At 63.7% G+C, this 26,343-nt stretch carries 21 protein-coding genes and 2 pseudogenes; 11 read left to right on the top strand and 12 right to left on the bottom strand.

What is annotated here, in order from left to right:
- Positions 1-16 precede the first annotated feature (16 nt).
- From PUN51_RS12790 to PUN51_RS12760, 6 genes and pseudogenes are all read left to right on the top strand, one after another.
- Positions 17-559, top strand: coding sequence for an acetyl-CoA carboxylase biotin carboxyl carrier protein (locus PUN51_RS12790; protein ID WP_275181223.1), 543 nt, complete (start codon positions 17-19; stop codon positions 557-559).
- Entirely contained in the window at positions 556-1,908 is a 1,353-nt protein-coding gene (locus tag PUN51_RS12785; protein ID WP_275181222.1) for an acetyl-CoA carboxylase biotin carboxylase subunit, read from the top strand. The genes PUN51_RS12790 and PUN51_RS12785 overlap by 4 nt, the downstream gene beginning before the upstream one ends.
- A complete protein-coding gene (locus PUN51_RS12780) occupies positions 1,905-3,407 on the top strand; it encodes a pyruvate/oxaloacetate carboxyltransferase (RefSeq protein ID WP_275181221.1) in 1,503 nt (500 codons plus the stop codon). The genes PUN51_RS12785 and PUN51_RS12780 overlap by 4 nt, the downstream gene beginning before the upstream one ends.
- Complete coding sequence (locus PUN51_RS12775; RefSeq protein ID WP_275181220.1) at positions 3,404-4,261, top strand: HAD-IIA family hydrolase; 858 nt, start codon at positions 3,404-3,406, stop codon at positions 4,259-4,261. The genes PUN51_RS12780 and PUN51_RS12775 overlap by 4 nt, the downstream gene beginning before the upstream one ends.
- Entirely contained in the window at positions 4,258-6,138 is a 1,881-nt protein-coding gene (locus PUN51_RS12770) for a PEP-utilizing enzyme (protein ID WP_275181219.1), read from the top strand. The genes PUN51_RS12775 and PUN51_RS12770 overlap by 4 nt, the downstream gene beginning before the upstream one ends.
- Before the next feature lie 88 nt (positions 6,139-6,226).
- A pseudogene (locus tag PUN51_RS12760) lies at positions 6,227-7,233 on the top strand (PEP/pyruvate-binding domain-containing protein).
- Between the two features lie 380 nt (positions 7,234-7,613).
- Here PUN51_RS12760 and PUN51_RS12755 read toward each other — a convergent pair.
- The 5 genes from PUN51_RS12755 to PUN51_RS12735 all read right to left on the bottom strand — a co-directional run bounded on the left by PUN51_RS12755 (position 7,614) and on the right by PUN51_RS12735 (position 11,417).
- Positions 7,614-7,934, bottom strand: coding sequence for a carboxymuconolactone decarboxylase family protein (locus PUN51_RS12755; protein ID WP_275181216.1), 321 nt, complete (start codon positions 7,932-7,934; stop codon positions 7,614-7,616).
- 58 nt (positions 7,935-7,992) lie between these two features.
- Positions 7,993-8,577 (bottom strand): flavodoxin, encoded by a 585-nt coding sequence (locus tag PUN51_RS12750; protein WP_275181215.1) that lies wholly within the window; start codon positions 8,575-8,577, stop codon positions 7,993-7,995.
- A gap of 136 nt (positions 8,578-8,713) precedes the next feature.
- Complete coding sequence (locus PUN51_RS12745) at positions 8,714-9,571, bottom strand: aldo/keto reductase (protein ID WP_275181214.1); 858 nt, start codon at positions 9,569-9,571, stop codon at positions 8,714-8,716.
- 10 nt (positions 9,572-9,581) lie between these two features.
- Positions 9,582-10,013 (bottom strand): (R)-mandelonitrile lyase, encoded by a 432-nt coding sequence (locus PUN51_RS12740; RefSeq protein WP_275181213.1) that lies wholly within the window; start codon positions 10,011-10,013, stop codon positions 9,582-9,584.
- Positions 10,014-10,043: 30 nt separating this feature from the next.
- Positions 10,044-11,417 carry an MFS transporter gene (locus tag PUN51_RS12735; protein WP_275181212.1) on the bottom strand — a complete coding sequence of 458 codons (1,374 nt, stop codon included), beginning with the start codon at positions 11,415-11,417 and terminating at the stop codon, positions 10,044-10,046.
- A gap of 130 nt (positions 11,418-11,547) precedes the next feature.
- Here PUN51_RS12735 and PUN51_RS12730 point away from each other — a divergent pair, with 130 nt between their 5' ends.
- Complete coding sequence (locus tag PUN51_RS12730) at positions 11,548-12,432, top strand: helix-turn-helix transcriptional regulator (protein WP_275181211.1); 885 nt, start codon at positions 11,548-11,550, stop codon at positions 12,430-12,432.
- 835 nt (positions 12,433-13,267) lie between these two features.
- Positions 13,268-13,435 carry a BBE domain-containing protein gene (locus PUN51_RS20840; protein ID WP_374114942.1) on the top strand — a complete coding sequence of 56 codons (168 nt, stop codon included), beginning with the start codon at positions 13,268-13,270 and terminating at the stop codon, positions 13,433-13,435.
- 129 nt (positions 13,436-13,564) lie between these two features.
- Here PUN51_RS20840 and PUN51_RS12725 read toward each other — a convergent pair whose 3' ends face one another.
- Positions 13,565-15,010, bottom strand: coding sequence for an aldehyde dehydrogenase family protein (locus PUN51_RS12725; RefSeq protein WP_275181210.1), 1,446 nt, complete (start codon positions 15,008-15,010; stop codon positions 13,565-13,567).
- Positions 15,011-15,619: 609 nt separating this feature from the next.
- Between PUN51_RS12725 and PUN51_RS12720 the strand changes: the two genes are divergently transcribed.
- Entirely contained in the window at positions 15,620-16,360 is a 741-nt protein-coding gene (locus tag PUN51_RS12720) for a hypothetical protein (protein WP_275181209.1), read from the top strand.
- Positions 16,361-16,464: 104 nt separating this feature from the next.
- On the opposite strand, the pseudogene PUN51_RS12715 reads toward PUN51_RS12720, so the two are convergent.
- From PUN51_RS12715 to PUN51_RS12690, 6 genes and pseudogenes are all read right to left on the bottom strand, one after another.
- A pseudogene (locus PUN51_RS12715) lies at positions 16,465-16,754 on the bottom strand (pyruvate kinase); the annotation flags it as partial.
- A 187-nt stretch (positions 16,755-16,941) separates the two neighbouring features.
- Complete coding sequence (locus tag PUN51_RS12710) at positions 16,942-18,117, bottom strand: glycerate kinase (protein WP_275181208.1); 1,176 nt, start codon at positions 18,115-18,117, stop codon at positions 16,942-16,944.
- 1 nt (position 18,118) lies between these two features.
- Complete coding sequence (dctA, locus tag PUN51_RS12705; protein WP_275181207.1) at positions 18,119-19,603, bottom strand: C4-dicarboxylate transporter DctA; 1,485 nt, start codon at positions 19,601-19,603, stop codon at positions 18,119-18,121.
- Positions 19,604-19,736: 133 nt separating this feature from the next.
- The gene (locus PUN51_RS12700; protein ID WP_275181206.1) at positions 19,737-20,834 is read right to left on the bottom strand and encodes a tartrate dehydrogenase; all 1,098 of its coding nucleotides are present in this window, start codon (positions 20,832-20,834) and stop codon (positions 19,737-19,739) included.
- Positions 20,835-20,967: 133 nt separating this feature from the next.
- Positions 20,968-21,882 carry a LysR family transcriptional regulator gene (locus tag PUN51_RS12695; RefSeq protein ID WP_275181205.1) on the bottom strand — a complete coding sequence of 305 codons (915 nt, stop codon included), beginning with the start codon at positions 21,880-21,882 and terminating at the stop codon, positions 20,968-20,970.
- Between the two features lie 1,335 nt (positions 21,883-23,217).
- Positions 23,218-24,159, bottom strand: a complete 942-nt coding sequence (locus tag PUN51_RS12690) for a LysR family transcriptional regulator (protein WP_275181204.1) — start codon at positions 24,157-24,159, stop codon at positions 23,218-23,220.
- A 122-nt stretch (positions 24,160-24,281) separates the two neighbouring features.
- Between PUN51_RS12690 and PUN51_RS12685 the strand changes: the two genes are divergently transcribed.
- Positions 24,282-25,274: a DUF1852 domain-containing protein gene (locus PUN51_RS12685; protein ID WP_275181203.1), complete on the top strand. Its 993-nt coding sequence runs from the start codon at positions 24,282-24,284 to the stop codon at positions 25,272-25,274.
- A 20-nt stretch (positions 25,275-25,294) separates the two neighbouring features.
- A complete protein-coding gene (locus PUN51_RS12680) occupies positions 25,295-26,338 on the top strand; it encodes a methionine synthase (RefSeq protein ID WP_275181202.1) in 1,044 nt (347 codons plus the stop codon).
- The last annotated feature ends 5 nt before the right edge of the window (positions 26,339-26,343 follow it).

Genomic DNA, 26,343 nt, shown 5'->3' with positions numbered 1-26,343 from the left:
GAAGGACATTCCGCACATGGACATCGACCTGGAAGAACTCGCGGCTGTTATCGAGCAGCTGGACAAGACCGAGTTCACGGATTTTTTGTACGAAAAGGGCGAACTGCGGCTGCATGTGCGCAGGGGCGGACACATTCCGGACGGCGCAATCCAGTCGCCTGCATCCGCCGTCGCCGCTGCGGCACCACCGGTGGCCGGTGAGCCGGCACCAGACGCAGGCGCGCCAAAACCCCCGGCGCCGGCACCCGTCGTCGTAAATTCCCCTGCCCCCAATGGCCACTCCCCTGCCATCAGCCCTGATGCGCTTCCGGCCGGTCACATCCTCGTGACCGCACCGATGCTCGGCACATACTATGGGGCTCCCAAGCCCGGCGAGCCCGCTTTCGTCCAGGTGGGCGATGCCGTGTCCGCCGATGCCGTGCTGTGCATCGTCGAGGTCATGAAGCTTATGAACTCCGTGACCGCCGGCGCGGCCGGCGAGGTGGCTGCCGTTTTCGTGAAGGACGGAGACCTGGTGGAGTTCGAGCAGCCGCTGTTCGCCATCCGGGCCACGTCATGAACCACCGGATCTTCGTTGCCAACCGCGGCGAGATCGCGGTCCGCATCATTGAGGCCTGCGACCGGCTGGGCTACGACACTGTTCTCGGCGTCTCCAAGGCGGACAAGGACACCCTGGCCGCTAAACGGGCCGGCCGGGTCGTGACCATCGGTGGGCCAAGGCCTGCCGACAGCTACCTCAACATGAACGCCGTGATCCAGGCTGCCCTGTCCACCGGCTGCACGGCGGTCCACCCGGGCTACGGATTCCTCTCCGAACGTCCGGCCTTCGCCGAACTGTGCGCTGCAAACGGCCTGACCTTTATTGGTCCGTCGCCCGAGGCGCTGCGGGCACTCGGTGACAAGCTGACAGCCCGGCAGCTTGCCGAGTCGGTGGACGTTCCCGTCTCTGCGGGCGGCACCGCGCAAACGGCCGAGGAAGTGCGGCAGCTGGCCGAACGCATCGGCTACCCGATTCTCATCAAGGCAGCCCATGGCGGCGGCGGCCGTGGCATGAAGCTCGTGGAAAGTACTGCGGAACTGGCCGAGGCCTGGCAATTGGCATCCTCCGAGGCGGAAGCGTCCTTCGGGGACGGCACGGTGTTCCTGGAGCGGTTTGTCCAGGATGCCAAGCACGTGGAGGTCCAGATCCTCGGGGACCGCCACGGCCACCGCGTCCACCTCGGCGAACGGGAATGTTCGGTGCAATACCGCTATCAGAAGGTGGTGGAGGAAGCACCCTGCACAGCCCTCCCGGGACCAACCCGCGCGCTGCTGTACCAGAGCGCTCTGCGCATCGCCGAAGCCCTGGACTATGTGGGCCTGGGCACCGTGGAGTTCCTTTACGACGTGCACCGTGATTCGCTCGCCTTCCTGGAGGTGAACCCGCGGGTGCAGGTGGAGCACCCTGTCACCGAGGCGATCACCGGCGTCGACCTTGTCCGCGAACAACTCCTGGCGGCGCTTGGCGAGCCACTTTCCTTTACCCAGGCAGAGGTCACCCTGACCGGCAACGCCATCGAATGCCGCATCACAGCGCAGGACCCGGAGAACGACCTGCAGCCTTCGCCGGGAACCGTCACCCGGTGGCGTCCTTCGGCCGCCGGCGGACTCAGGCTCGATACGCACATCTACGAGGGCTACCGCTTCCCGCCGTTCTACGACGCGTTGATGGCCAAGCAGGTTGCGTGGGCGCCGGACCGTGCCGCCGCCATCGAACGGATGGAGCAGGCCCTCGCAGCGTTCGAGATCGAAGGTGTCACCACCTCGCTGCCGCTGCTGCGCCGGATCCTGGCCCATCCGGTTTTCCGGGACAACACGGTGACCACCCACTGGCTGAACGAACTCATGATGGAAAAGGTGAATTCATGACCGAGGTCAAACTTGTCGATGTCTCCCTCCGGGACGGCAACCAAAGCATTTGGGGTGCCACCGGAGTCACCACCCGCATGGTCCGGGGCGTCGCTCCGCTGCTGGACCAGGTGGGATACCACGCCATCGAGCTGGCCTCCAGCACCTTGATGGCCACGGCCGTGCGGTATCACCAGGAGGACCCGTGGGAGCGGCTGCGGGCCGCCCGCGACCTGATGCCCAACACACAGCTCGGCTTCCTCACCACGGGGAAAAGGTTCATCACGTTCCACCGCACCCCGGACGCCGTCTTCGAACTTGCCTTCCGCCTGCTGGCCCGCAACGGCGTCAAACGGCTTTGGGTGATCGATCCGATGCATGACATGGAGGGCGCGAAACGGACAGCCGAAATGGCCAAGCGGGTGGGGTTCGAGGAGGTGATCGGCGGTATCTGTTACACCACCAGTCCCGTCCACACGGACGAGTACTTCGCAATGAAGGCCAAGGAACTCGACGACTGCAACGCCATCGACAGCGTCTATTTGAAGGACCCGGCAGGGCTGCTGACACCGGACCGGGTGAAGAGCCTGGTTCCGCTGCTGCGGTCCAGCCTCAACACCACCCCTCTCAACGAGATCCACTCGCACAGCACCACGGGCCTGTCCCCCATCACCGTCCTGGACGCGGCGGACCTCGGCATCGAGACCATCCATTGCGCCCTGCCGCCCCTGGCCAACGGAAGTTCGCACCCGGAAGCCCAGCGGCTGGTCCATAACCTGCGGGCCCGCGGCCATAACGTCACCGTGGACCTGGAGGCCATGGCTAACGCGTCCGCCTACCTGCAACGCCAGGGGCGGATCAAGAACCTTCCCGCCGGCAGCCCCAATGAGTACGACGAAGCCTACTACCGGCACACCATTCCCGGCGGGGTGCAGTCCACCACCCGCCGGCAGCTCGGAGAAATCCGGCGCGCCGACCTGTTTGACCAGGTGATCGAGGAGTCCGTGCAGGTCCGTGAAGACCTGGGCTGGCCGATCGTGATGACCCCGTTTGCGCAGTACATCGTCACCCAGGCCACCCTCAACGTTATTACGGGTGAGCGGTACAAGCAGATCTCCGATGAGGTCATCGACCTGCTCCGCGGTGACTTTGGACCGTTGCCCGGCGCCGTGAACCCCGAACTGATGGACAGGGCCATGGCCACCAAACGCGGACAACAGCCTATGAACGACGGCGGCGACGTCACCATCGCGGACCTGCGACGTCGCTTCGGAGCCACGATCAGCGACGAGGAACTGCTGCTCCGGGCGGTCATGCCCGCGGAGCAGGTGGACACCATGTACGCCGCGAAGAAGGATTCGGCCACCTCAACGCTGCAGCGGTTGCTCGCAGCAGTGGATGACCGGCCCTCCACCTCCGTATCCGTCAGCGACGGCACCACGAAATTTTCCATTCAACGCGGGCCCTCCAACAAAGTTGGTACCGCAGTCGACAGTGCCGCACAGGGGGCTACAGCATGAATGATCCGATACGGAATTCGCGCGGCTGGGTTCTGGATGTCGATGGTTGCCTGATGCGCACAAAGCGTGCCGGTGGTGCCGGCGGGGAAGCCATGCCGGGGGCCGCGGAGCTGGTGGCAGCGCTCTACGCTGCCGGACACGCCGTCGTCGTTTGTACCAATGCCTCGGAGAAGACCCCGGCCGAATACGCCGCACACCTCCGGTCACGGGGAATCGGAATCCGGGACGAGGATTTCGCCACCGCCGGCAGCGCGGCCGCCGGGTACATTGCCCACCGGCATCCGGGGGCCAGGGTGCTGGCGCTCGGCGCGGAGGGTCTGACCGCCCCGCTGCGCAGCCTGGGCGTGAGCCTCGCCGGTCCCGGGGATCCTGACGTCGCCGACGTCGTGGTCGTCGGGGCAGCGAACGGGTACAGCACGGAACTGATTAACGCGGCCAGCCTGGCCGTCGACGCCGGCGCCCCGCTCTACACCACTGTGGACGTGCCGTGGTTCCATGGTGGCCTTGGCAAATCCGTGTGCGTCTCGGCAGCCATCGCCAATGCCGTCGGCTGGGCTGCCGGAGCCGTGCCCAAGGTGCTGGGAAAACCCTCCGCCGCCCTGGGCGAAACCCTGCTGCGCCGGCTTGGCCTCCCGTCCGCGGAGGTCACCGTGGTGGGCGATGCCACCGTCGAAATCGACCTCGCCCGGTCCATGGGCGCCAACAGCGCCCTGGTCCTATCCGGCGCAACCTCTCCCGGGCTGCTTGCCGCGCTCGAAGGAGCTGCCAGGCCGGATCTCGCCTTGGCGGACGTCGCCGAACTGCTTGAATTCCTCACACCCTCCCTTTCACTGTCGCAAGGAGCCAGATCATGACCGAAACCACCCCGGGCAGCGCAGCCCGCTTCCCCTTCTTCAACGAGTCCACCACGCCGGAAGGAGGTGAGGGCTGGGAGTCGATGTACCCCTATTACCTCGTCCCCAGCGAGGAAACTACTGAACACGAGAATGCCCAGTTCTGGTTCGCCGACACCATGCACTGGTCGCGCGGCTGCCACCCGTTCGACAGCATCGGCGCCGAGGCCGTGTACCTGGGCGTGGGAACGTTCAGCACCCGCATCTTCGCGCTGCCCGTGTCGCTGGGACTGGACGTCCGGGTTGTCAACGGGCATGTCTACATCTCGCCGCTGGGCGTGGAGGACCCCGCCCGGATCCGGGAGCGCGTGGCCATCTTCCAGGAACGCGCCGGCTACTACTACGCCAACTGGGACGAGCTGTACGGAAAGTGGAAGACCAAGATGGAAGGCGCCATCGATTCCCTTCGCACCATCGAATTCCCCCGGCTCACCGAATACGACCCCGCCGAGGTGGTCTCGGAAGCACGCGGCCGGTCCTCGGCCATGGCCGTCATCGAGAATTACCACCGGCTGATCGATGAATTCTTCTCCATCTGGCAGTACCACTTCGAATTCCTGAACCTGGGCTACGGCGGCTACATCACCTTCTTCCAGTTCTGCAAGCAGGCCTTCCCGCTCATCAGCGAGCAGTCCATCTCCCGCATGGTGGCCGGCGTCGATGTCCTCGCCTTCCGCCCGGACGACGAACTGCGCAAGCTCGCGGCGCTCTCCCACGAACTCGGCCTGAACAGCATCATCACCGGGGACACCGGCCCCGACGCCATCCTCGCCGCGCTGGCCGAATCCACCAACGGCCGGACCTGGCTGGCGGCGTTCGAAGAGGCCAAGGACCCCTGGTTCAACTACTTCGCCGAGTACGGGTTCACCCATGACCAGGAAACCTGGGCCAGCGACCTCTCCATCCCGCTGCAGGGCATCTCACGGTACGCGCTCAAGATTGCCAACGGCGAAGACATCTCCCGGCCCATCGAGCGGCTCCGCGAAGAGCGGGACGAGATCGTGGACGAATACCGGGCCCTCCTCACCGGCGATGAAGCACGACAGTTCGACGAACTGCTCGGACTGGCCCGAAAGGTCTTCCCCTACATCGAGGAACACAACATCTACGTAGAGCACTGGTCCCACAAAGTCTTTTGGGAAAAAGCGTGGGACCTGGCGCGCTTCCTGGTCGATGCCGGCTTCCTCGACACCGCCGAAGACATGTTCTACCTGAACCGTTTCGAGCTGGACACCGCTCTCTTTGACGTGGTGGACTCATGGGCCATCGGCGTTCCTGCCCGCGGCAAGAAGCGCTGGCAGGCAGAAATCGCCCGCCGCCGGCCCATCGTCGCAGCGCTCCAGGCAGCCAGCGCCCCGCCCGCCTACGGCATCCCGCCGCAGCAGGTCACGGACCCGTTTGCCGTGATGAACTACGGTGTCACCACCGAACGCGTGCAGGACTGGCTCGGCGCCTCCGACGGCGCCACGGACAAGCTCAACGGCATCCCGGGGTCCCTCGGCATCGTCGAAGGCACCGTTAGGGTCCTGCGTTCCGAAAAGGACCTTCCGCTCCTGCAGACCGGCGAAATCCTGGTGGCTCCGATTACCGCGCCGTCGTGGGCAGCGGCCTTCGCCGTAGCCACCGGCGTCATCACCGACATTGGAGGCATGATGTGCCACGCCGCCATTGTCTGCCGCGAGTATGGCATACCTGCCGTGGTCGGCACTGGCTTCGCCACCGCCCGCCTGACCACCGGCCAAAGGGTAAGGATCGACGGCAAGGCGGGCACCGTCGTCGTACTTGAACCCGCCCCCGAAACCGTTCACGCCACCGACACCGCTGCAGTGGTCAGCTAGGAGCTTGACTGTGTATATCCACGAATTCACCGACCCCGCCTGCCAGGACGTCAGGGAAGTGGGCGGCAAGGCCGCCGGCCTCGCCCAGATGACGGCCGAAGGGCTGCCCGTGGCACCCGGCTTCGCCGTGACCGCTGCGGCCTACCGGGCCTACCTTGAGGCGGATGGACTGAAGGAGTTCACCCGACGCGTGCTGGACGGGCTGGGCAGCGGGCGGGACCAGGCAGCGTTCGACGACGCCGCGCACCGCATCAGCCAACGGTTCGCCGACGTGCCCATCCCAGCAGAGGTGGCAGACGCAGTGCGCGGGGCTTACACGAAGCTGTGCACCGAAACAGGGGTGGAGAACATCGCGGTGGCCGTGCGCTCCAGCGCAACGGCTGAGGATTCCGTGGGCGCCAGTTTGCGGGCGAGTTCGAAACCTGGGTGGACATCGTGGGTGCGGACGAGGTCCTGAAGTACGTGCATGAGTGCTACGTCAGCGTCTTTGCCGGGCGGGTCCTGTCCTACCTCTCCGAGAAGGACATCGATCCCCACGCCATCGAGATGGCTGTGGTGATCCAGAAGACCGTGCGGGCACGCGCGGCAGGCGTGATGTTCACCCTCAGCCCCACCAGCGGTGACCGCTCCAAAATCGTGCTGGAAGCCAGCTGGGGCCTGGGGCTGTCGGTGGTCGGTGGTGAGGTGACACCTGACCGGTTCGTGGTGGACAAGGTGGGTCTGGGCATTGCCGACCGGTCACTGGGTAACAAGATCATCGAATACCGCAGCGGAGACGCGCCGGTGGACGTTCCTGCTGAACGCCGGAACATCCTGTGCCTGCAGGACGACGAAGTAGTTGCCCTGGCCACGCTCGGCAAGAAGCTCGAACGGATCCATCAGGCACCCCAGGACATCGAGTTTGCCGTGGACGAAGAACTCCCCGAGGGCAGTAACTTGATCCTGCTTCAGTGCCGTCCAGAGACAGTGTGGTCCAACGCAGACCGGAAGCCGGCTTTCGACGCGACGGCGGGCATGATGTCCTGGATTACCGGCAGCATCTCCGGCACGGCCACCCCGCCTGCACACGCGCACGGAGCCTCACACCAACACTAAGAAATGTGGTCATTGGACCATTTACCAACGGCAGGGGACGCCCGCACCACAGTGCGGCAGCCCCTGCCGTTCGCACTACCGCTGAAGGCTAGTCCGAGCTGCCCGCGCTCTGCCCGCGCCAACTCCACCGTGGATGCCGGGCACGTCGAAAAGTGCGGACATTGTCCATACCCCCCTTCGGGGGCCATCAAGGACTACCGGGGGACCAGATGCCTGGAAATCTCTGCGGCAGAGTCCAGCAAGTCGATATAGCCCGCGCCGGCTCCGACGACGAGGTCGGAGCCTTCATCCGTGGTGAAGCCATGCGGTAACCGTTAGCCCAGAGCAGCAGCACCATGAGCGTCCACGCCGTCCGCTTGTCCCCGTCAATGAGTGGAGCGTTAGAGGGCGAAGATTTCCTTTGCAACTGTGATAGCTGACATGGCTTTGGGCCATCCGGCGTAGAAGGCGAGATGGATGATTGCCTCTTTGAGTTCAGTTTCGGTTAGTCCGTTCGCCCGTGCTCTGATTAGGTGTCCGCGGAGCTGGTCAGTGCTGCCGCTGGTGATCAGACTGGCGACGGTGACGAGGCTGCGGTCCCGGGGTAAAAGTTCGGTTCGTTCCCAGACATCGCCGAAGAGGACGTTGTCCGTGAGGTCAACGAGTTTCGGGGCGAAGTCGCCAATGAGTTGCTGGGCCCTGGTCTGGTGTGAGTCGCTCATGATGGTCCTTTGGGAGTTGGTGTGATGGTGCAGATTCTGCTGGCCCGGCGTGCCGCCGCTACTGTGCCGGGAGGAGTCCGGTGCCGCGCGCCCAGGATTGGATGGCGGTTCCTGCGGTGCGGACTTCTTCGCCTTTGACAGCGAGGCCTTTCCCGATCGTCGCGCCGGGGCAGGACCGACTGTAGTCACGGACGGTGTTGCCCAGGCCGCTCATGGCGTGGGTGGTGACGGGATGGACGGTTTTACCGGTGAAGTCGTAGTTTTCAGTGAAGGTGGTCATGATCATTGGTGCCCTGACGTTCCAGATGCCGCTGGCTAGGATGACGGTGTCGTACTGGTCGATGACGGGCAGCTGGTTGCCGATCCCGGGGCGGGCGTCCTGATTTTGTTCGCGGAAGTTTCTGGCGACGGTGGCGTCGTAGCTGTTGGGGTAGGGGTCGGCCGCCTCGATGCGATGCACGTCGCACGGGATCAGGCCGCTGATCAGGCCGGCGAGGACGGCGGTGTTGCCGACATCGAGGCTGGTGCGGCCGCCGTAGTAGTAGTTCTCGCCGGCCCTGGAAAAGTAAGCGAGCAGAACGTGTTGGCCGTCCTGGCCTGATGTTGCTGTTTTTGGGGACGGTGTTGTGTCTGCTGGGGGCACTGTGCGGGTTCCTTGGGGTGTGCAGGCTGCTGTTGCGGCCGTGATGAGGGCGCCGGTCAGGCCGGCGGCCGCCGCTTGAAGGGCGGACCGCCGACTGGCGTCTAACTCGCTGGTGACCAATGGGCGTGCCTTGGTGTTAGCTGTAGCGCCGGTTGCCGAGCCAGCTGACCATGGCGGGGTCACGGTGGTCGAAAAAGAGGCTGGTGCCGGTGTCCAGTGTCGTGATCTGCTTCATCTGGTCTTCGGTAAGGGTGAAGCCGAAGACGTCCAGGTTCTGGGCCATGCGCCCGGGCCGGACAGACTTGGGGATCACGACGATGTCGCGCTGGATGAGCCAGCGGAGCACGACCTGGGCGACGGACTTGCCGTGTTCGTCGGCGATGGCGCTGAGGGTCGGGTCGGTGAAGAGGTTGTTCTTGCCTTCGGCGAATGGTCCCCAGGATTCGATTTGCACGCCGCGTTCGCGCATGAGTTCCTGGTCGGCGGCGCGTTGGTGGAATGGGTGGGTTTCGATCTGGTTCACGGCCGGGACGATTTCGTTGTGGTCGATGAGGTCAACGAGCCGGTCTGGGTGGAAGTTTGAGACGCCTATGGCCCGGGTGAGGCCTTCCTTGTTCAGGTCTTGCATGGCGCGCCATTCGCTGTAGTAGTCACCGAGTGGCTGGTGGATCAGGTAGAGATCGAGGTAGTCCAGGCCGAGCCGGTTCAGGGAGTTCTGGAAGGACTGCTTGGTGTCGTCCTGGACGTTGCCGGTGGGTGCGTGCTGGATCCAGAGCTTGGTGGTGATGAACAGTTCCTCGCGGTTGATGCCGCTGGCTTTGACCGCGGCACCGACGGCCTGTTCGTTGCCGTAGGACGCGGCGGTGTCCAGGTGCCGGTAGCCGGTTTCGAGGGCTGCTTCGACGGCGGCCTGGGTTTCTTCTTCGGGGATCTGGAAGACACCGAAGCCGAGGATGGGCATCTTGATGCCGTTGTTGAGCGTGACGTTCTTCATGGGTTGTTCCTTAGCGTTGTTCTGCTGTTGTTTGTGGGTGGGTTTTGGACTGGGCGGCCTGGTAGTCCTGGTCACTGACGGGTTCGAGCCACGTTGCGGTGTGGCCGTCGTCGTGCTCGACCAGGGCCAGATGGCACAGGCGGGAGTCCGGGGTTGCGCCGTGCCAATGTTCTTCTCCGGGAGGGGTGTGGACGGTTTCTCCGGCGTGCATCAGGATGACTGTCCCGTCCCGGGTGGCGACCAGTCCTGTTCCGTCGGTGCAGTGCAGTGTTTGGCCCAGTGGGTGGGAGTGCCAGTGGGTCCGTGCCCCGGGGGCGAACCGGACCATCGCGAATCCGAGCCGGGAAGGGCTTTCAGCTGAGTGCAGTGGGTTCAGGTACACGTCGCCGGTGAACTTTTCGTCCGGTCCTTTACTCGTGGGTCCCGGAACTGCGAGGCGCATGCCTGCTCCTTTCGTTGCTGTTGGGTCTGGTCAGGTGGTTGCGTGCCGCCGGCGTTGGAATGCCAGAGACGCGACTACGAGAACGATGAGGACCACGGCGGTGGCGCCGAGGCTGGCGCGCAGCCCGGTGATGAACTCGCCGCTGGCAATCACCGCGCCGAAGATGGCCACCCCGAGGGAGCCGCCGACTTGCCGGGCGGTATTGACTACGCCGCTGGCGGTGCCGGCCCGTTCGGCGGGTACGCTGTCCATGACCTGGGCGATGATGGACGGGACGGTGAAGGAACCGCCGACCCCGACCGGGACCATAAGCGCTGAGACGAGCAGGACCGGTGCGTCTGCTGGCAGCAGGCACAGTCCGGCCAGGCCGCCGGCCATGATCAGTTGGCCTGCGGCGATCATAGCTACGTGCCCGTACTTGGCCATGAGACGGGCGATCCAGGGGTTCAGGATGGCGACAAGGGCCGTCATCGGAAGGAAGAGCAGCCCGGTTTCCAGGGCAGAAGCGCCGCGCTCCTGCTGGAAGTAGAGGCTTTGAACGAACACGATGCCATAGAAACCGGCCATCGTGACCACAGCAATGGTCAGTGCGGTGGAGACGGCACGGGAGCGGAACAGATCCAGCGGAATCATCGGATGCCACCCCCGGGCCTGGGCGATGATGAACGCGGTGATGGCCACGACGGCGACGGCGAACATGAGAATGATGGCAGGACTTCCGTACCCGGCCTCGGCGCCTTCGATGATGCCGTAGGTCAGGGCTGCCAGTCCGACGACGGCGCTGATCTGTCCGGTCCAGTCGAACGGTTCCGGCCGGCGGGGTGATACCGCGACGCGGGAAAGGATGCCGAGCGAGACGGCTCCGACGGGCAGGTTGACGAAGAAGATCAGCCGCCAGTCGAGCTGCGTGAGAAGCCCGCCCAGCACCGGTCCCGCGGCAGCCGCGACGGAACCGCCCAGCCCCCAGTAAACAATGGCCCGGCCACGGGCTGCAGCGTCGTGGTAAGCCTCCCGGATCAGGGCCAGGGACGCCGGCGTGATCATCGCCGCGCCGATGCCCTGCAAAATACGGGCCCCGACCAAGGCCGGGAGCGAGGGGCTCATCGCGCAGGCACCGGAAGCAACAACGAAGAGGATCATGCCCAGCCCGTAAGCGCGCCGCGCCCCGGCCCGGTCGGAGAACGTCCCGGCGAACAGCTGGAGGGCGGAAAACATCAGGGTGTAGCCGGTCACGACCCACTGCAGACCCGACAGACCACCGCCGAGGTGGTTGTGGATCGCGGGCAGGGCAACGTTGACGATCTGGGCATCCAGGGCGACAACGAAGAACCCCAGCATCGCCACGGCCAGGGATGTCCTGGGCCGGGCATCCACTGCCGGGCTGCTGGCGGTAGACACGGACATGGTGTCCTTTCGAAATTCTGGAACGGTCTGATTCCAGAAAACCAGCCGCTTCCTGCGCGCGGGAGTGTCTGTTGTGCGGTGTACTGGCAGTTCCTGTTAGACCACCGCGGCCCGCCGTAGCCTAGAACCCATGGACACCACCAACGACGTCCGCGAGTTCCTCATGAGCCGCCGGGCGCGCATTACCCCGACCCAGGCGGGGCTGCCCGCCTACGGAGGAACCAGGAGGGTCGCCGGGCTCAAACGCGAGGAAGTCGCCATGCTCACCGGCGTCAGTACCGAGTACTACGCCCGCCTCGAACGAGGCAACCTCCGGGGAGTGTCGGACTCCGTTCTTGACTCCCTCGCCCGGGCACTACAGCTGGACGAGGCAGAACGCGCCCACCTGTTCGACCTGGCCAAAGCCGCCGCACCAGCCCCCGTATCCGGACCACGGCGGGCACGGGCTGAGGTGCGTCCCAGCATCGAAAGAGTCCTGGCCGGAATGACCGGGACACCGGCCTACGTCCGGAACGCCCGCACCGACGTGGTCGCTGCCAACAACTTATGCTTCGCCCTCTACACCGGCATCCTCAGCCCCGAGACCCTTCCGGTGAACCTCGCACGGTTCATGTTCTTGGACCCGCGCTCCAGGGACTTCTTTGTTGAATGGGATACTCTCGCCAATGACTTCGCCGCCGCCATGCGCACCGAATCCGGCAGTAACCCGCGCGACCGTGCGCTCAACAGCCTTATCGGTGACCTGGCCGCGGGCAGCACTGAATTCTCCACCCGGTGGGCGCGACATAATGTCCGCTTTCACCGGACCGCACGAAAGACCATGCGCAACCCACTCGTTGGAGAGATTGAACTTACCGGAGACGCGCTGGAACTCCCCGGCGAAGGGCTGACACTGATCGCATACTCAGCCGAGCCCGGCAGCCACGCCCAGGACCAGCTCGACTTCCTTGCCAGCTGGGCCGCGAGCAACAACGCCAAGATTGAACAATTACCCGTCAACCCATCGTCGGCTTGATCGCCCATGACATGTACCGATCAAAGAATGCCGCCATTTATCGGCAAACTCCACAGACCGGAGCCATGTGTCTCATAACCCAGGGTGCCTCAAATCGTAAGCGTTTCGAGGCAGAGGGGCGGCAGGCGAGAGCTAGCCTGACTGCCGCCGGCACCCGCAGAGGGCATCCGAAGACGACGTGTTGGGCCCCACCTGACATCGGGCCCAAGTTCACTCGGCCTTCGATAAAGCAGACGTAGGTGTGGACACTATCCACACCCTCTTTGGCAGGACAAACCTGTGGGCGCGACTCTTGTGGGCACGCACTAAGACCCCCTCACCAGGGGTGCTCTTCAGTGAAATCGCAGAGGTCATGTCGCTGCCGCTCCCGCGGCCAAGGAATAGGTGTGGTCCACCCTGTGCCCGCTCGACAGAAACCGGAACAAGGAACTGAATTACGAACGCAAGCTTTGTACACACGTCAAAGGAAAATCGCCCCTGATGGGGCAGCACCATGTGCTGTGAATCGCAGCGGTAACCGGCGGTATTTTTACAGCGCTATTTGTCACCATGCGGGCCGCAAGAGGACCCCTCGCCGGACGTCAATGGCGGCCGCTGACCGAGTCGTTCATCCTCTTGCTGAGGGCAAACAGGAAAGCCCGTCACCACTTGGTAGTTTCGACGTAGTCAATCCGTCTTCCCTGTCTAATTTCCTCAGCTTCGGCGCTGCGGGTTTCCGTCCCGCCGCCCCTACGCCGGCCCGAGACTGCTTCATCCTGCGCTTGGCCTGTTCCAGCTCGCCGCAGCGGAGGAGCTTGTACCGCTGGGTATCCGCGTTTCCCCCCGCTACATCGAGGTGATAGCCGCCGGTGGAGGCGGGCGCTCCGGTCAGCGCAGCGATCCGTGTCAGGTCAGCCTATGGAGAGCAAAATACGAACGGCTGACGGGCATCAAGCCCGAATGGGATCCGGAGAACATGTTCCGCTGCAACGCCAACATCCGCCACGGGACCCAGGCCACGTGACCGTGGGCGCGGACCACGACAGTGGTCTTCTTCCTGACAACGCCTGGAATTCTTCTTTGAGAGCCAGGAAGCGTGGCATGGCCCCAGCCCCTTATGCAGATTGCCGGATCGCAGGTTTTGCCCGCCGCCCTAACGGGCAGGGTGGACGTAAGTCTTGTATTCCTGGAACTCCTCGAGGGCTCGAGGTCCTCTAAGGCGGCCCAGGCCGCTTTGCTTGAACCCGCCCTCCTCGAACTGGTCGGCCATGACAACCCAAGAGTTGGTCCACACGGTTCCGGCCAGGAGACGTCGGGCCACCCTAAGGGGCCGATCGACGTCCCTACTCCAGATCGCCGCGGAGAGCCCATAGCGGGTGCCATTGGCCAATGCAACGGCCTCATCCTCGCTGCCGAAGACCTCAAACGTCGCCACGGGGCCAAAGACCTCCTCTTGGACGAGTTCGCTCTCCACGCGGTCGACCTCGAGGAGACTCGGGCGGTACAAGGCGCTGCCGTCGGCGACGACGCCACCACGAACCAATGGCTTCGCCCCCGCATCGATGGCCCTGCGTACGAACCCGTCGACACGGCGAGCACTGGCCCCGTCGATCAGGGGGCCCATGTCACTGGCTGGATCGTCGCCGGGACCCACCACCACGGCCTCGAGGGCCGCGGTGAGCCGTTCCCGAAGCTTGCCGCTGACGCCGCGCTGCGCGAGGACCCGGCTCCCCGTCATGCAGAACTGCCCGGAAAAGACCGTCACGCCCTTCGTCAGGACAGGCACGGCAGCATCCAGGTCGGCGTCGTCAAATACGATCATGGGTGTCTTCCCGCCGAGCTCGAGCAAGACCCGCTTGAGCGAGGGCGCAGCGCCCGCCATGATCTCACGGCCCACGCGCGTGCTTCCGGTGTACGAGAGCGCGCCGACGAGCGGCGACGCGACAAGCTCCCGTGCGAGCAGGTCCCCGGACTCGGTCAGCGAGCTGAGGACACCCGGTGGGAGACCGGGCGTCTCGGCATAGATCTCGTGGAGGATGCCATTCACTAGCCCGGTTTGCGAGGGCATCTTCACCACCGCGGTGCAGCCGGCAGACAGCGCCGGGGCAAATGAACGGACCGAGAGGATGACCGGCGAATTCCAAGGGACGATGACCCCTGCAACACCGACCGGTTCAGGCATCGAGGTCACGTGAACGCCTGCGCGGACCTCTGCCGCGCGTCCGGTCGAGGTTAGGGCCAGCGCCGCGCAGTAGCGGAGCGTCGCGGGCGCCCCTCCCACCTCGCCGCGGGCCTCCCCGACGAGCTTTCCGTTTTCCCGCGAAAGCATCTTCGTTAGCTCCGGGCTGCGACCCTCAATACGGTCCGCGAGCTGACTGAGCACTTTGTGCCGGAGTTGCCTGTCAGATGCCCAGTCGGTCTCGTCAAACGTCCTGCGGGCGCCCGAAAGCGCGGCCTGTATCTGCGCCGCGTCGGCTTCGGTGTACGTTCCCAGAACGGACCCGTCCGCCGGCGACCGCGACACGCTCCCCTCGGAGCCGACGATGAGTTCACCGTCGACGAAGTTCCCCGCTTCTGCCCCGCGCGTCCCGATGGTCATGCCCGTCTCCTCACGGTGTGGCGCACCTGCACGCCGGGGCCCGCCTACGCTGCAGGCACGCGCAACCGGGAAACTGGTCGGTAATGCCAAGAGGACTTGCAGATCGGGGGTGGTTAGAAAGCGATGCTACTGATACACCAACCTCACCACCAGCCCTGCCGTCCAGCCCCAGCCCGGAGCGGCAAACACCCCCTACACACGGCCGGGACTCGCCACGGGTTCAACGCCAGGACGGACCAAATGAAGGTTCTCTCACCAGCGTCCGCCGCCCGCGCAGGCATCAGACGACGAGGAGTGCCCGCACTCCGCTCCAAACCCGACGCTAGTCCTGAAAAATTCAAGGGTTACGAGACGTCAGCTACCGTCATATCTCTCTGGCTCGTTAGACGCGGGCGTGAAAGCTACCTCAAACTTGGCGTTTCCTCGCCGCTGCTTCAGGGCGCTCCTGTCATTTCGGGATTGCATGAGTCGAATCTATTTCCGGGCAGTTCGTCATTGTCACGGTTTCTCGGCCGGAGGAGACTTGAGCCGACGGCCACCATCGAGGGCCGCCCGCGGGGCCACCCGGCTGCGGGGCCTCACAGAACCTTGTAGCGGCCTGGTGGATCAATGAGTTCTGTGACACCGCTCGAAAAGGCCGCTCAGTTGTCGCGCCATCTCCTGCCCTTGGTGGCTATCGCACTAATTGGCTGTCTCGGCGGGTGCGAGTACCAATCTAACGACGCTTCCCTCCCGTCTACCAGTTCTCCGATCACAGAGGCCCGCACGGTCCCGCCGCTGCCAGCGCGTGGCGATATCGACGCCGGCACATACCTCGTCCCCGTCGCCGGATACAAGGAGCCTTTCAAAATCACCGTGCCAGACGGCTGGCTTGCTCTCGACGGCCACAGCCTGGGCAAGGACGACCCGGATCACCCGGCTGAATGGGCCGTCTCCCTGACTCTTTCGCCCGCGTACTACGTGGCGATGGATGCATGCACCTGGAGGGGCGCCCTTGCCGATTTCGGTCCGTCGGCCAAGGCCTTCGTTGATGCGATGGCGGCGCAGTCGTCTACGGCAAGCACCCCGCCCGTCAAGGTCATGGTAGGCACTTACTCCGGCTTCGAGTTCGACCACTCCGTCGAGGGCAACGTGGACATCACAGCCTGCAACGGCGGCAAGTTATGCATCCACTCAGAAGATAGACAAGACTGCTCACGCTGGTACTCAACCCAGAATGAACACGAAACCTACCGGGTGGTCGACCTGAACGGCAAGCGGGCTGTCGTCGCGGTGGGCCACATCGACGAATCGATCAATCCGGAGCTGATGAGAGAGGCACGCGCCGTCTTCGACTCGATCGTGTTCTAGTCCGACAAGTGACCAGCTGAACCGATAAGCGATCCCGCCCTCGGGCGCCGGCTCCTTCTCTGAACCCCCTCTGCATGTCTCATAACCGAAGCGCGGCGAATTCGGGGAACGTCCTCGGTGGTGATGGTGAAGATGTCGCCAACAGCGAGGGCGTGCGGGCCGTCAACGAAGCGGCCCAGGCGGATCTTGGGACCTTGCAGGTCGGCCATGATGGCCACTGCCTTGCCCAGATCGGAGGCCGCCTTGCGGACATTTTCGTAGGTGTTGTCGTGCACGGTGTAGTCGTTCTGCATGATAACCGGGCGACGTCAACGCCGGCTTCCAGCACGGCGAGGGTGTTTTCGTAGCTGGCAATTGCAGGGCCGAACGTAGCCACAATTCTTGCGCGTCTCATATACCTACCAAATGGTTCATTTGTACGGAATTGATGTTGAGCCAGAAGCTGCTTTGGCCTGCGGTGCCTCTAAAGCCGTCCCTGATGCCCGACGGTTGAAGTTGCATGGGGTGGGGATCATCGCCCGGGACTCCCACAAAAAGGCATCCGCCCGTGACCGCAGGGCGGGTGCTTTGGGTTTCCCGCGCTACGTGAAGCTGAGCTGCAGGAGGTTTGTTCCTATGTCTTTGCCGATTTTTTGCAGCAGGGAGGCGGAGAGTTGGGGGTCTTTGGATGAGTCCTGGTCGGTGTACTCGGCCAGGGTGAATACCTGGGTCAGGTGCATGTCCGGCCACCGTTCCTTGGGGAGCAGGGAGCGTCCGGCGACGGCGATGATGGGCCGGCTTCCTGAGCGCCGGGCCACGGCGGCGGGTAGTTTTCCGGCGAGGGTTTGTTCGTCGATGCTGCCTTCGCCGGTGATTACGACGTCGCAGGTGTCTTTGCGGGCGTTGAAGTCCAGCAGGTCGAGGAAGTAGTCAGCCCCGGAGACCTGTTTGGCGCTCAGCAGCAGGCAGGCGTAGCCGATGCCTCCGGCGCTTCCCGCACCTTCGTGTGCTGCCAATCCCTCCGCGTCCGGGAATCCTGCTTCTGCCATCTTCGTCACAAAGTGGCCCAGGCTTTCGTCGAGGAATGTCACGTCCTGTGCTGCCGCGCCTTTTTGGGGCCCGAAGACCGCTGGTGACCCGTTGGGGCCGCGGAGGGGGTTATGGACATCGCTGGCGACGATCAGTTCTGTGCCGGCCAGCTGCGGCAATACGGTTCGGCGGACGTAATCTATTTGTCCCAGCACTGATCCGCTGCCCTCGAGCTGGTGACCTTGCCCGTCGTAGAAGGCGAAGCCGAGAGCCGACAGCAGTCCCATGCCACCATCGGTGCTGGCGCTGCCGCCCAAAGCCAGGACAATCCTTGCAGGGTTGAGGCTGAGCGCGAACAGGACCGCGTCGCCGAACCCACGACTGGAGGATTTCAACACCTCCAATTTGCCGCCCGGTAACAGAGCGAGGCCGCAGGTATTGGCTACTTCTACCACCGCTGTTGTGCCGTCGAAGGCGATGCTGGTCTGAACGGGAGCTCCGGTCGGACCAGCGACGATGTGGCTGTGCCGAGTGAAACCCGCGGCGACGGCGGCGTCGACGCTGCCGTCGCCGCCGTCGGCCAGGGGCAGCAGTTCGCACTGGATCGCTCCAGTTTTACCGGCTTTGTCAGCCGCGGAGCGAAGCCCCGCTGCCAGGGCATGTGCAACCTCGTTGGCGGTGAGACTGCCCTTGAACTTGTCGGGGGCGATGAGTGTTCGCACGGTTTTCAGGGCGGTAGTGCTGGTCATGTCAGGCTTTTTCCAAGTAGGCGGGGCGGGCTTCAGCGGACTGGGCTGGGTCGACGTCGGCTAGGTGCTGGGGTGCCGGGGCCGCTGAGTCATAGTGGTTGGGCGAGTGGTGGCCGTATCGGACGAGGTCATCATCGATAGCTGCAACGTCATCGGCATGGGCCGGGTCTTCGCTAGGCATCGGTTCAACGGCTTCGCCGGCGAAGACACGACGTACGCGGTCGGCGTCCAGGGTGCGGTCCCACCAGGCGATGAACAGGGTGGCCACCGCGTTGCCGGTGAAGTTGACCAGGGCGCGGCATTCGGACATGAACTTGTCGATGCCGAAGATGAGCATGATGCCGGCCGCGGGGATGGTGCCGATGGTGGCCAGGGTGGCGGTCAGGGCGATGAAGCCGCCGCCGGCCACGCCTGCTGCACCCTTGGAGGTCAGGAGCATGACGGCGAGCAGGCCCAGCTGCTGGCCGAGGGTCAGATGGGTGTTGGTGGCCTGGGCGATGTAAAGGGCGGCCAGGGACAGGTAGATGGCGGCACCGTCGAGGTTGAAGCTGTAGCCGGTGGGGACCACCAGGCCGACGGTTTCTTTTTTGACGCCGGCGTGCTCGAGCTTGCGCATCAAGCCAGGCAGAGCGGGCTCTGCCGTGGAGGTGCCCAGGATCAGCATGTATTCCTCTTTGAGGTGCCGGATCATTGTGAAGATGTTCAGTTTCAGGAAGGCCATGACCGAACCGAGGACCACCACCACGAACAGGATCGACGTGGCATAAAACAGTGCGATCAGCCCGCCCATGCTGGTCAGGGACGAGACGCCGTACTTGCCCACCGCGAAAGCCATCGCTCCGAACGCGCCCAGCGGGGCGGCCTTCATGATGAAGCTCAGGATCTTGAACATGACCCCGGTGAGCCGCTGCACGCCATCCAGGACGGGGGCGCCGACCTTGCCCATGGCGTTCAGGGCGATGCCGAAGACGACGGCGATGAAGATGATCTGCAGGATGTCCCCTGCAACAAAGGGCTGCACGACGCTGGTGGGGATGATGTGGGTGATGAATTCCCACCATTCCTGGTGCTGGCCGGCGTCGATCAGCTTCGCAGCCGCATCTGAGGTCTTGATGGCGCCGGGGTCGGCGTTCACGCCTTCGCCCAGGCGGAAAACGTTGATGGCCACCAGCCCAAAGGCGAGGGCGCAGATGGTACCGATCTGGAAATAGGTCAGCGCCTTCAGCCCGGTCATGCCGACCTTCTTCAGGTCCGCGACGCTGGCGATGCCGCCCACGATCGTGAGGAACACGATGGGGCCGATGAGCATCTTCATCGCGTTCACGAAGGTAGTGCCGATGGGTTCCATGGCGATACCGGTGGCCGGGGCGAGCCAGCCGACCAGGATGCCGATAACAATGGCTGTCAGTACCCAGAAATAGAGCTGGCGGTACCAGCGCGGTTTGGTGGCCGGTGTCGCGTGGCCGGCGGTGGGGATGTGGTCCATGATTCCTACCTCATTGTGGAATGTCGCTGGAGGATGTTCTGAAGAAAGATTGGCGCGGGACGGGCGGTACGGCTCACCGCCCGCCCCGTGCTGCATCCGCTAACGGATGACGGCGCCGGAGAGTACTGCCTGCCTAGACGGCTGCCGGGGCGAGCGTCAAGGCCTTGATGATGGCTTCGGTGACGTCCTCGGTGGTGGCGTCGCCTCCAACGTCGCGGGTGAGGTGGCCGGAGCCGGTGGCGGTTTCGATGGCGGCCTCGACGCGGCGGGCCTCCTCGTGCAGACCGAAGTGGTCCAGCATCAGGGCGGCTGAAGCGATGGCGCCGATGGGGTTGCTGATGCCCTGGCCGGCGATGTCCGGAGCCGATCCGTGGACAGGTTCGAACATGGACGGGAAGCGGCGCTCCGGGTTCAGGTTGGCGCTGGCGGCCAGGCCCAGGCTTCCGGCGAGGGCGGAGCCGAGGTCGGAGAGGATGTCGGCGTTCAGGTTGGAGGCCACGACGACAGAGAGGTCTTCGGGCTTGAGGATGAACTTGGCGCTCATGGCGTCCACCAGGACGCTTTCGGTCTGCACGTCCGGGTAGTCCTTTGCCACCCGGTTGAAGACTTCGTCCCAGAGGACCATGCCGTACTGCTGGGCGTTGGACTTGGTGACCGAGGAGACCTTCTTCACGGTCCGCGTGCGGGCCAGGTCGAACGCGAAGCGCATGATGCGTTCGCAGCCCTTGTCGGTGAACAGTGCGGTCTGCAGGGCCACCTCGTTGCCAGGGCCCCGGCCGCTGAGATTGCGGCCACCCAGGCCGGCGTATTCACCCTCACTGTTTTCGCGGACCACGACCCAGTCGAGTTCGGTGTTATCGGCCCTGCGCAGCGGGGACTGCACGCCGGGGAGGAACTTCACCGGGCGGATGTTGGCCCACTGGTCGAAGTTCTGCGTGATGTTCAGGCGCAGGCCCCAGAGGCTGATGTGGTCCGGAACGTTTTCCCAGCCAACCGCACCGAAGTAGATTGCGTCGAAGTCTTTCAGGGCATCAAGGCCCTTGGGGTCCATCATCTGCCCGGTCTTCGCGTAGTACTCTGAGCCCCAGGGGAACTCGGTCCAGTCGAAGGCGAACTTGCCGCTGGAGTTTTCGGCCAGGGCGTCCAGGACGCGGCGGCCTGCGGCAACAACTTCCTTGCCCACGCCGTCTGCAGGGATCGAAGCAATGTTGAACTTCTGGGTGGTGCTCATGGTGATGTGTCTCCTCGTTGAGTATTGGGTGCTTGCCCGTTAGCAGGCTCACACCGTTCCTTCCTCTTCAAGTAGACGGGCGTCAACCAACCCGCGTCCAAGACCAAGATTCAATCCGCTAAATAGGATCGGCCTATGAATGCTGATGAGGCGCCTCTTCTGGACTTGATACATGCAGCTCGGCAATTTTAAGGAAAGCCCTTGCGGCTGGGGTGAGGTCCTGTTTGCGGCTCAGGATTGCCACGTCGAGCTGGGACACCGGCTCGATGAGAAGGGTGCGAAGCCCGGACCTGTGCGCGAGCGGGGCCCAGGACGATGGCATAACGGCGTGCCCGACGCCAGCCAATACCAACGGCAGGATAGAGGTCCGGTGCGCCACCTCAACGACGATCTCCAAATCGACGCCGCCGGCTAGAGCATCATCGACAAGCCAGCGCATCAAAGACCCACGCTGACTCGCGATCAACCGGTGCCCTGCCAGATCTTCCCGTTGGATAGCAGTTCCAGGCCGAAAGGTATCGGCCTGCGGATTCACAATCAGGATCAGCGGCTGACGCTCCAGCTCCAGCACCTGGACTCCAGGGACCCGGATGGGGTTCGGTGACCCAGCGAGTCCAACCTCAGTGCTGCCGCTGCGGACCGATTCGATGACTTCCTCCGGAGTGAATGCGGCTACCACGTTCAGTCGAACCGACGGGTGCGAACGGGTGAATCCGGCGATCATGGATGTCAATGGTTCGATCCCAGGGGACGGCATCGTAATAATGTCCAGCCGGCCGCTCCGGATACCTCGAAGAGCCTGAACCGCGGATTGAGCCGCGTCCAAATCACGCATCACTAACCTGGCTGGACCCACAAGTTCCTGCCCCGCTTCGCTGAGAACAGCCCGCCGACCGATTCTATGGAACAGCGGAACCCCCAAATCTTTCTCCAAACTTGCAATCGTCTGCGAAAGGGACGGTTGCGCAATCAGCAGATGTTCCGCGGCCCGATTAAAACCATCGTGATCCACAACCGCCAGAAAGTACTTTAATTTCCGGGTATCCACTCAAACTCCTCAACCAGTCCGGGGCCCTGCAAGCGGCTAGGGAGCGGCCTGGCCCGTGCTGCAGGGAACCACTAATAGCCTAGGCCTATCAGCTTCATTGCAAGTAGGTCTTGGACGCCCAGCAGGAACAGCGGCTCTAATGGGAGCGACGACGCCATTCTGATCGCAGTCGACGTCCGGGCTCACGTCACCGGCCCGACCCAGAACGGTCGGCTACATCCTCCGCTTCACCTGATCCACTCACCATCGCCAGCAAACCCCGGAGGTGCAACCCCCATGGACCCTGCCCAGCCCGCCACGTCCTACCCTGTGGACCGGCACTCGCCCGGCAAGGAGATTACGACTGGCGTGACTTGGCTCCGGGAGACGCCGTCGTACTTCTAGCTTCAGACCGGCGGAATGCCAGGATCTCCGGGACAGTGGACGACCTATCCACCGACGGATCCCTCCTATGGCTAGTTCAAGACAATGGCACCGGACGGCGGCTCTTCCGCCGCCCCGAAGGGCAGTTCGCGCGGTCTTTGATAAAGCAGACATAAGTGTGGACACTGTCCACACCCCCTTTGGCAGGACAAACCTCAGAGCGCGACTCTCGCTGGCATGCCCTAAGACCGCCGCCCAAGGCGCTTTTAGCGAGTTCGCTGAAGTCATGTCGTTCCCGCTCCCCTGGGCCATGAATGAGTGTTGGACAACCACGCCCAACCAGACAGAACCGGAACGAGGAACCATAAAACCCACTTCAGCAGGCGGAAGGCCCACCGGCCAGGGACTTGAACCCGCTACCCCACACACCTGAATAGGCCACCGCGGCAGCCAGGCCACAGCCCGCGACCCAACCCGTCAGACGACGCGACCGCAAGCTTTGTCAACACGTCAAAGCAAAATCGCCCCTGACGAGGGGAATACGTTGTGCCCGAGGTGGGACTCGAACTACATTCGTGGCCCTGCAAACACTGCGAACCCGCGAAAACATGCGGAATCCGGACCGGTCCGAAGGCTCTACGCGGCAGTTCGAGACCAAAAGTGCGGACATTGTCCACACCCGTTTTCGGAGATGGCAAAGTATTGCCGGGGCAGCAGATGCCGTGAACTTGGGCGGCAGAGTCCAGCAAGTCAATAGTTCCCGCGGCGACTCCGCCGACACCAGTTCCGGGTAAGCCTCGGCATCCTCCTTGACAGTCGTCGCCGGCCTGGCCAACGCTCGGCCAACAAACGGACATCATCCTCATGGAAGTCGTACCGATCGACTACTTGAAGGGCATGCTCGAGGTCCCGGCATGCCGTCACGCGTCCTCATGGCGCCTGAGCAGATCAGACCCGTCCACTCAACTGCGGTCAGTCGAGCAATGCTACGCCGAACTCCGCGACGACGGCGCGCAGTTCCCTGAGGTAGCGCTGCGCTTGGTCGGTGAGCGGAATCGCGGCGTGGCCGATCCAGCCGATCTCGATGCGTTCGTCAACCTCGAGCGGGATGGCGACGATCTCCGGGTCGAGCTGCCCGCTGATGATGCCCGTCGAGATCGTGTAACCGTGGAGCCCGATCATGAGGTTGAAGATTGTTGCACGGTCGGAGACCCGGATCTCCTGCTTACTGGACAAGGTGGAGAGAATCTCCTCGGCAAAGTAAAAAGAGTTGTTCGCACCTTGGTCGAAGGTCAGCCGCGGCAAGGCGGCAAGATCGTCCAGAGTCGCCCGCTCTTTCGAGGCGAGAGGATTGTTCCGCGCAACGAAGATGTGTGGATCGGCGAGGAACAGCGGAGAGAACGCGAGCCCGGATTCGCGGAGCAGCTTGTCGATGACCTTCCGGTTGAAATCGTTCCGGTAGAGGATGCCTATCTCGCTGCGGAGTGTCCGGACATCCTCGATGATGTCCCAGGTGCGGGACTCGCGGAGCGAGAACTCGTATTCGGCCACCTCAGTGGCCTTGACCATCCGGACGAAGGCGTCCACCGCGAACGAGTAGTGCTGCGTTGACACCCCGAGCAGACGTCGTGTCGGTGGCCTGCCAAGATAGCGCTGCTCGAGGAGGGCGAACTGCTCGACCACCTGCCTCGCGTAGCCGAGGAACTCTACCCCGTCGGCGGTGAGGGTGACCCCGCGGGCGGAGCGAACCAGGAGTGCACGGCCCACCCGTGCCTCAAGGTCCTTCATGGCAGCGGACATGGTCGGCTGCGCGACGTAGAGAAGATCGGCCGCGGCGGAGATCGACCCCTCAGCGGCAACTTCTATGAAGTAGCGCAGCTGCTGCAGGGTCAGTCCGGTCGAAATTTGGGCCATAGGACAAGCCTATATGAATGCATAGTAACACCTAGTTACTTGATACCCCCTGAAAGGCTGCACTATGGACACGTCCCCTTCCGAAAGGCCGTCTCCGGCCCATCTTCAACGATTGGCAGCGCATGGCCGACGATTTCACCTTCAGCATTACCACCACCCGCTTCGACGAGGACTACTCCCCGTCGGAAGGCTCCCGGATCACGACGAACTTCGCCAACCTGGCACGTGGCGAGCACCGCCAGGAGAACCTCCGCAACGCCTTGACCATGATTCGGCGTCGTTTCAACGATCTCGCAGACTGGGACAACCCGGACCGGGACCGCTACACGCTCGAGCTTGAAATCGTTTCCGTGCAGCTACAGCTCACCGCGGACTGTACGGATCAGCAGTTCCCGCTGTTCGAGGTTCTCGATATCCAGATCGTCGACCTGCTGAACGGGGTCCGCCACCAAGGGATCGTGGGGAACAACTTCTCCTCCTACGTCCGGGACTTCGACTTCAGCGTCGTACTGCCAGCGGCAGCAGCTGACTCAGGCAAGCCCACCGTACCCGAGGACTTCGGCGACCTTCACGGCAAGCTGTTCCAGCACTTCCTCGATTCCCCGGAATGCCGGGAACGCTTCCCGCAAGCGCCAGTGGTCTGCATCAGCGTCTCCACGAGCAAGACGTACCGGCGAACCGGAAACCATCACCCGGTCCTGGGCGTCGAGTACCAGCAGGACGAGTTCTCGCTGACGGACGCGTACTTCGCAAAGATGGGGCTGCGGGTCCGCTACTTCATGCCCCGCGGCAGCGTGGCTCCCCTCGCCTTCTATTTCCGGGGCGACCTGCTCAACGACTACTCCAACCTGCAGCTCATCGGCACGATCAGCACCATGGAGACGTTCCAGAAGATCTACCGCCCGGAGGTCTACAACGCGAACTCCGCCGCCGCCGTCGTCTACCAGCCGAGCCTGGGCGAGCAGGATTTCTCGCGGACCCAGATCGCTTACGACCGCGTCGAGCGCGGTCAGCTCGCGGTCACGCAGGCGAAGTACACGGAGGAACACTTCATCACGCCCCACAAGGATCTGTTGGACCAGTGGACCGCCAACTACCCCGCTCTCGTCAACTGACCCACGGAGAATCGTCAATCATGAACACACTTTTGCCCACCACCCTTGTCGGTAGCCTGCCGAAACCATCGTGGCTCGCACAGCCGGAGACTCTTTGGTCCCCGTGGAAGCTGGAGGGAGATGCGCTGCTCGAGGGCAAACAGGACGCGCTGCGCATCGCCATCCACGAGCAGACCCGGCGCGGCATCGACATCGTCAGCGACGGCGAGCAAACCCGCCAGCACTTCGTCACGACCTTCATCGAGAATCTCAGCGGGGTCGACTTTGAACAACGCAAAACCGTGCGCATCCGCGACCGCTACGACGCGAGCGTACCGACCGTCGTCGGACCGGTGCGCCGCGAACGGCCGGTATTCGTCGAAGACGCAAAATTCCTCCGCTCAACTACCGACAAGCCGATCAAATGGACCCTTCCAGGCCCGATGACGATGGTGGATACGCTCTACGATGACCACTACAAGAGCCGCGAGAAGCTCGCTTGGGAGTTCGCCACAATCCTGAACCAGGAGGCAAAGGAACTCGAGGCGGCCGGCGTTGACATCATCCAGTTCGACGAGCCCGCGTTCAATGTCTTCCTCGATGAGGTCAAGGACTGGGGCGTGGCTGCGCTTGAGAGAGCGGCAGAAGGACTGCGCGCGGAGACCGCCGTGCACATCTGCTACGGCTACGGGATCAAGGCCAACAATGATTGGAAGGCGACGCTCGGCTCACAGTGGCGGCAGTACGAGGAAACGTTCCCGCTGCTCCAGAGCTCCAGCATCGACATCATCTCGCTGGAATCGCAGAACTCCCACGTGCCCATGGACCTCATCGAGCTCCTCCGCGGCAAGAAAGTCATGCTCGGGGCAATCGACGTCGCAAGCGAGACCATCGAGACCCCGGAGGAGGTCGCCGACACCCTCCGCAAGGCCCTGCAGTTCGTCGATGCGGAGAAGCTCATCCCCAGCTCGAACTGCGGCATGGCACCGTTCCCCCGGGATGTCGCACTGGCCAAGCTGAGTGCTCTCAGCGCAGGGACGACCATCGTTCGCGAAGAACTGGCCCGCTCCGCGTTCGGGGCCTGATAACG

The sequence above is a fragment of the Arthrobacter sp. NQ4 genome, from assembly GCF_029077345.1.
In the GTDB taxonomy this organism is placed as follows: Bacteria; Actinomycetota; Actinomycetes; order Actinomycetales; family Micrococcaceae; genus Arthrobacter.
This window is presented reverse-complemented; position numbering and strand designations above follow the sequence as displayed.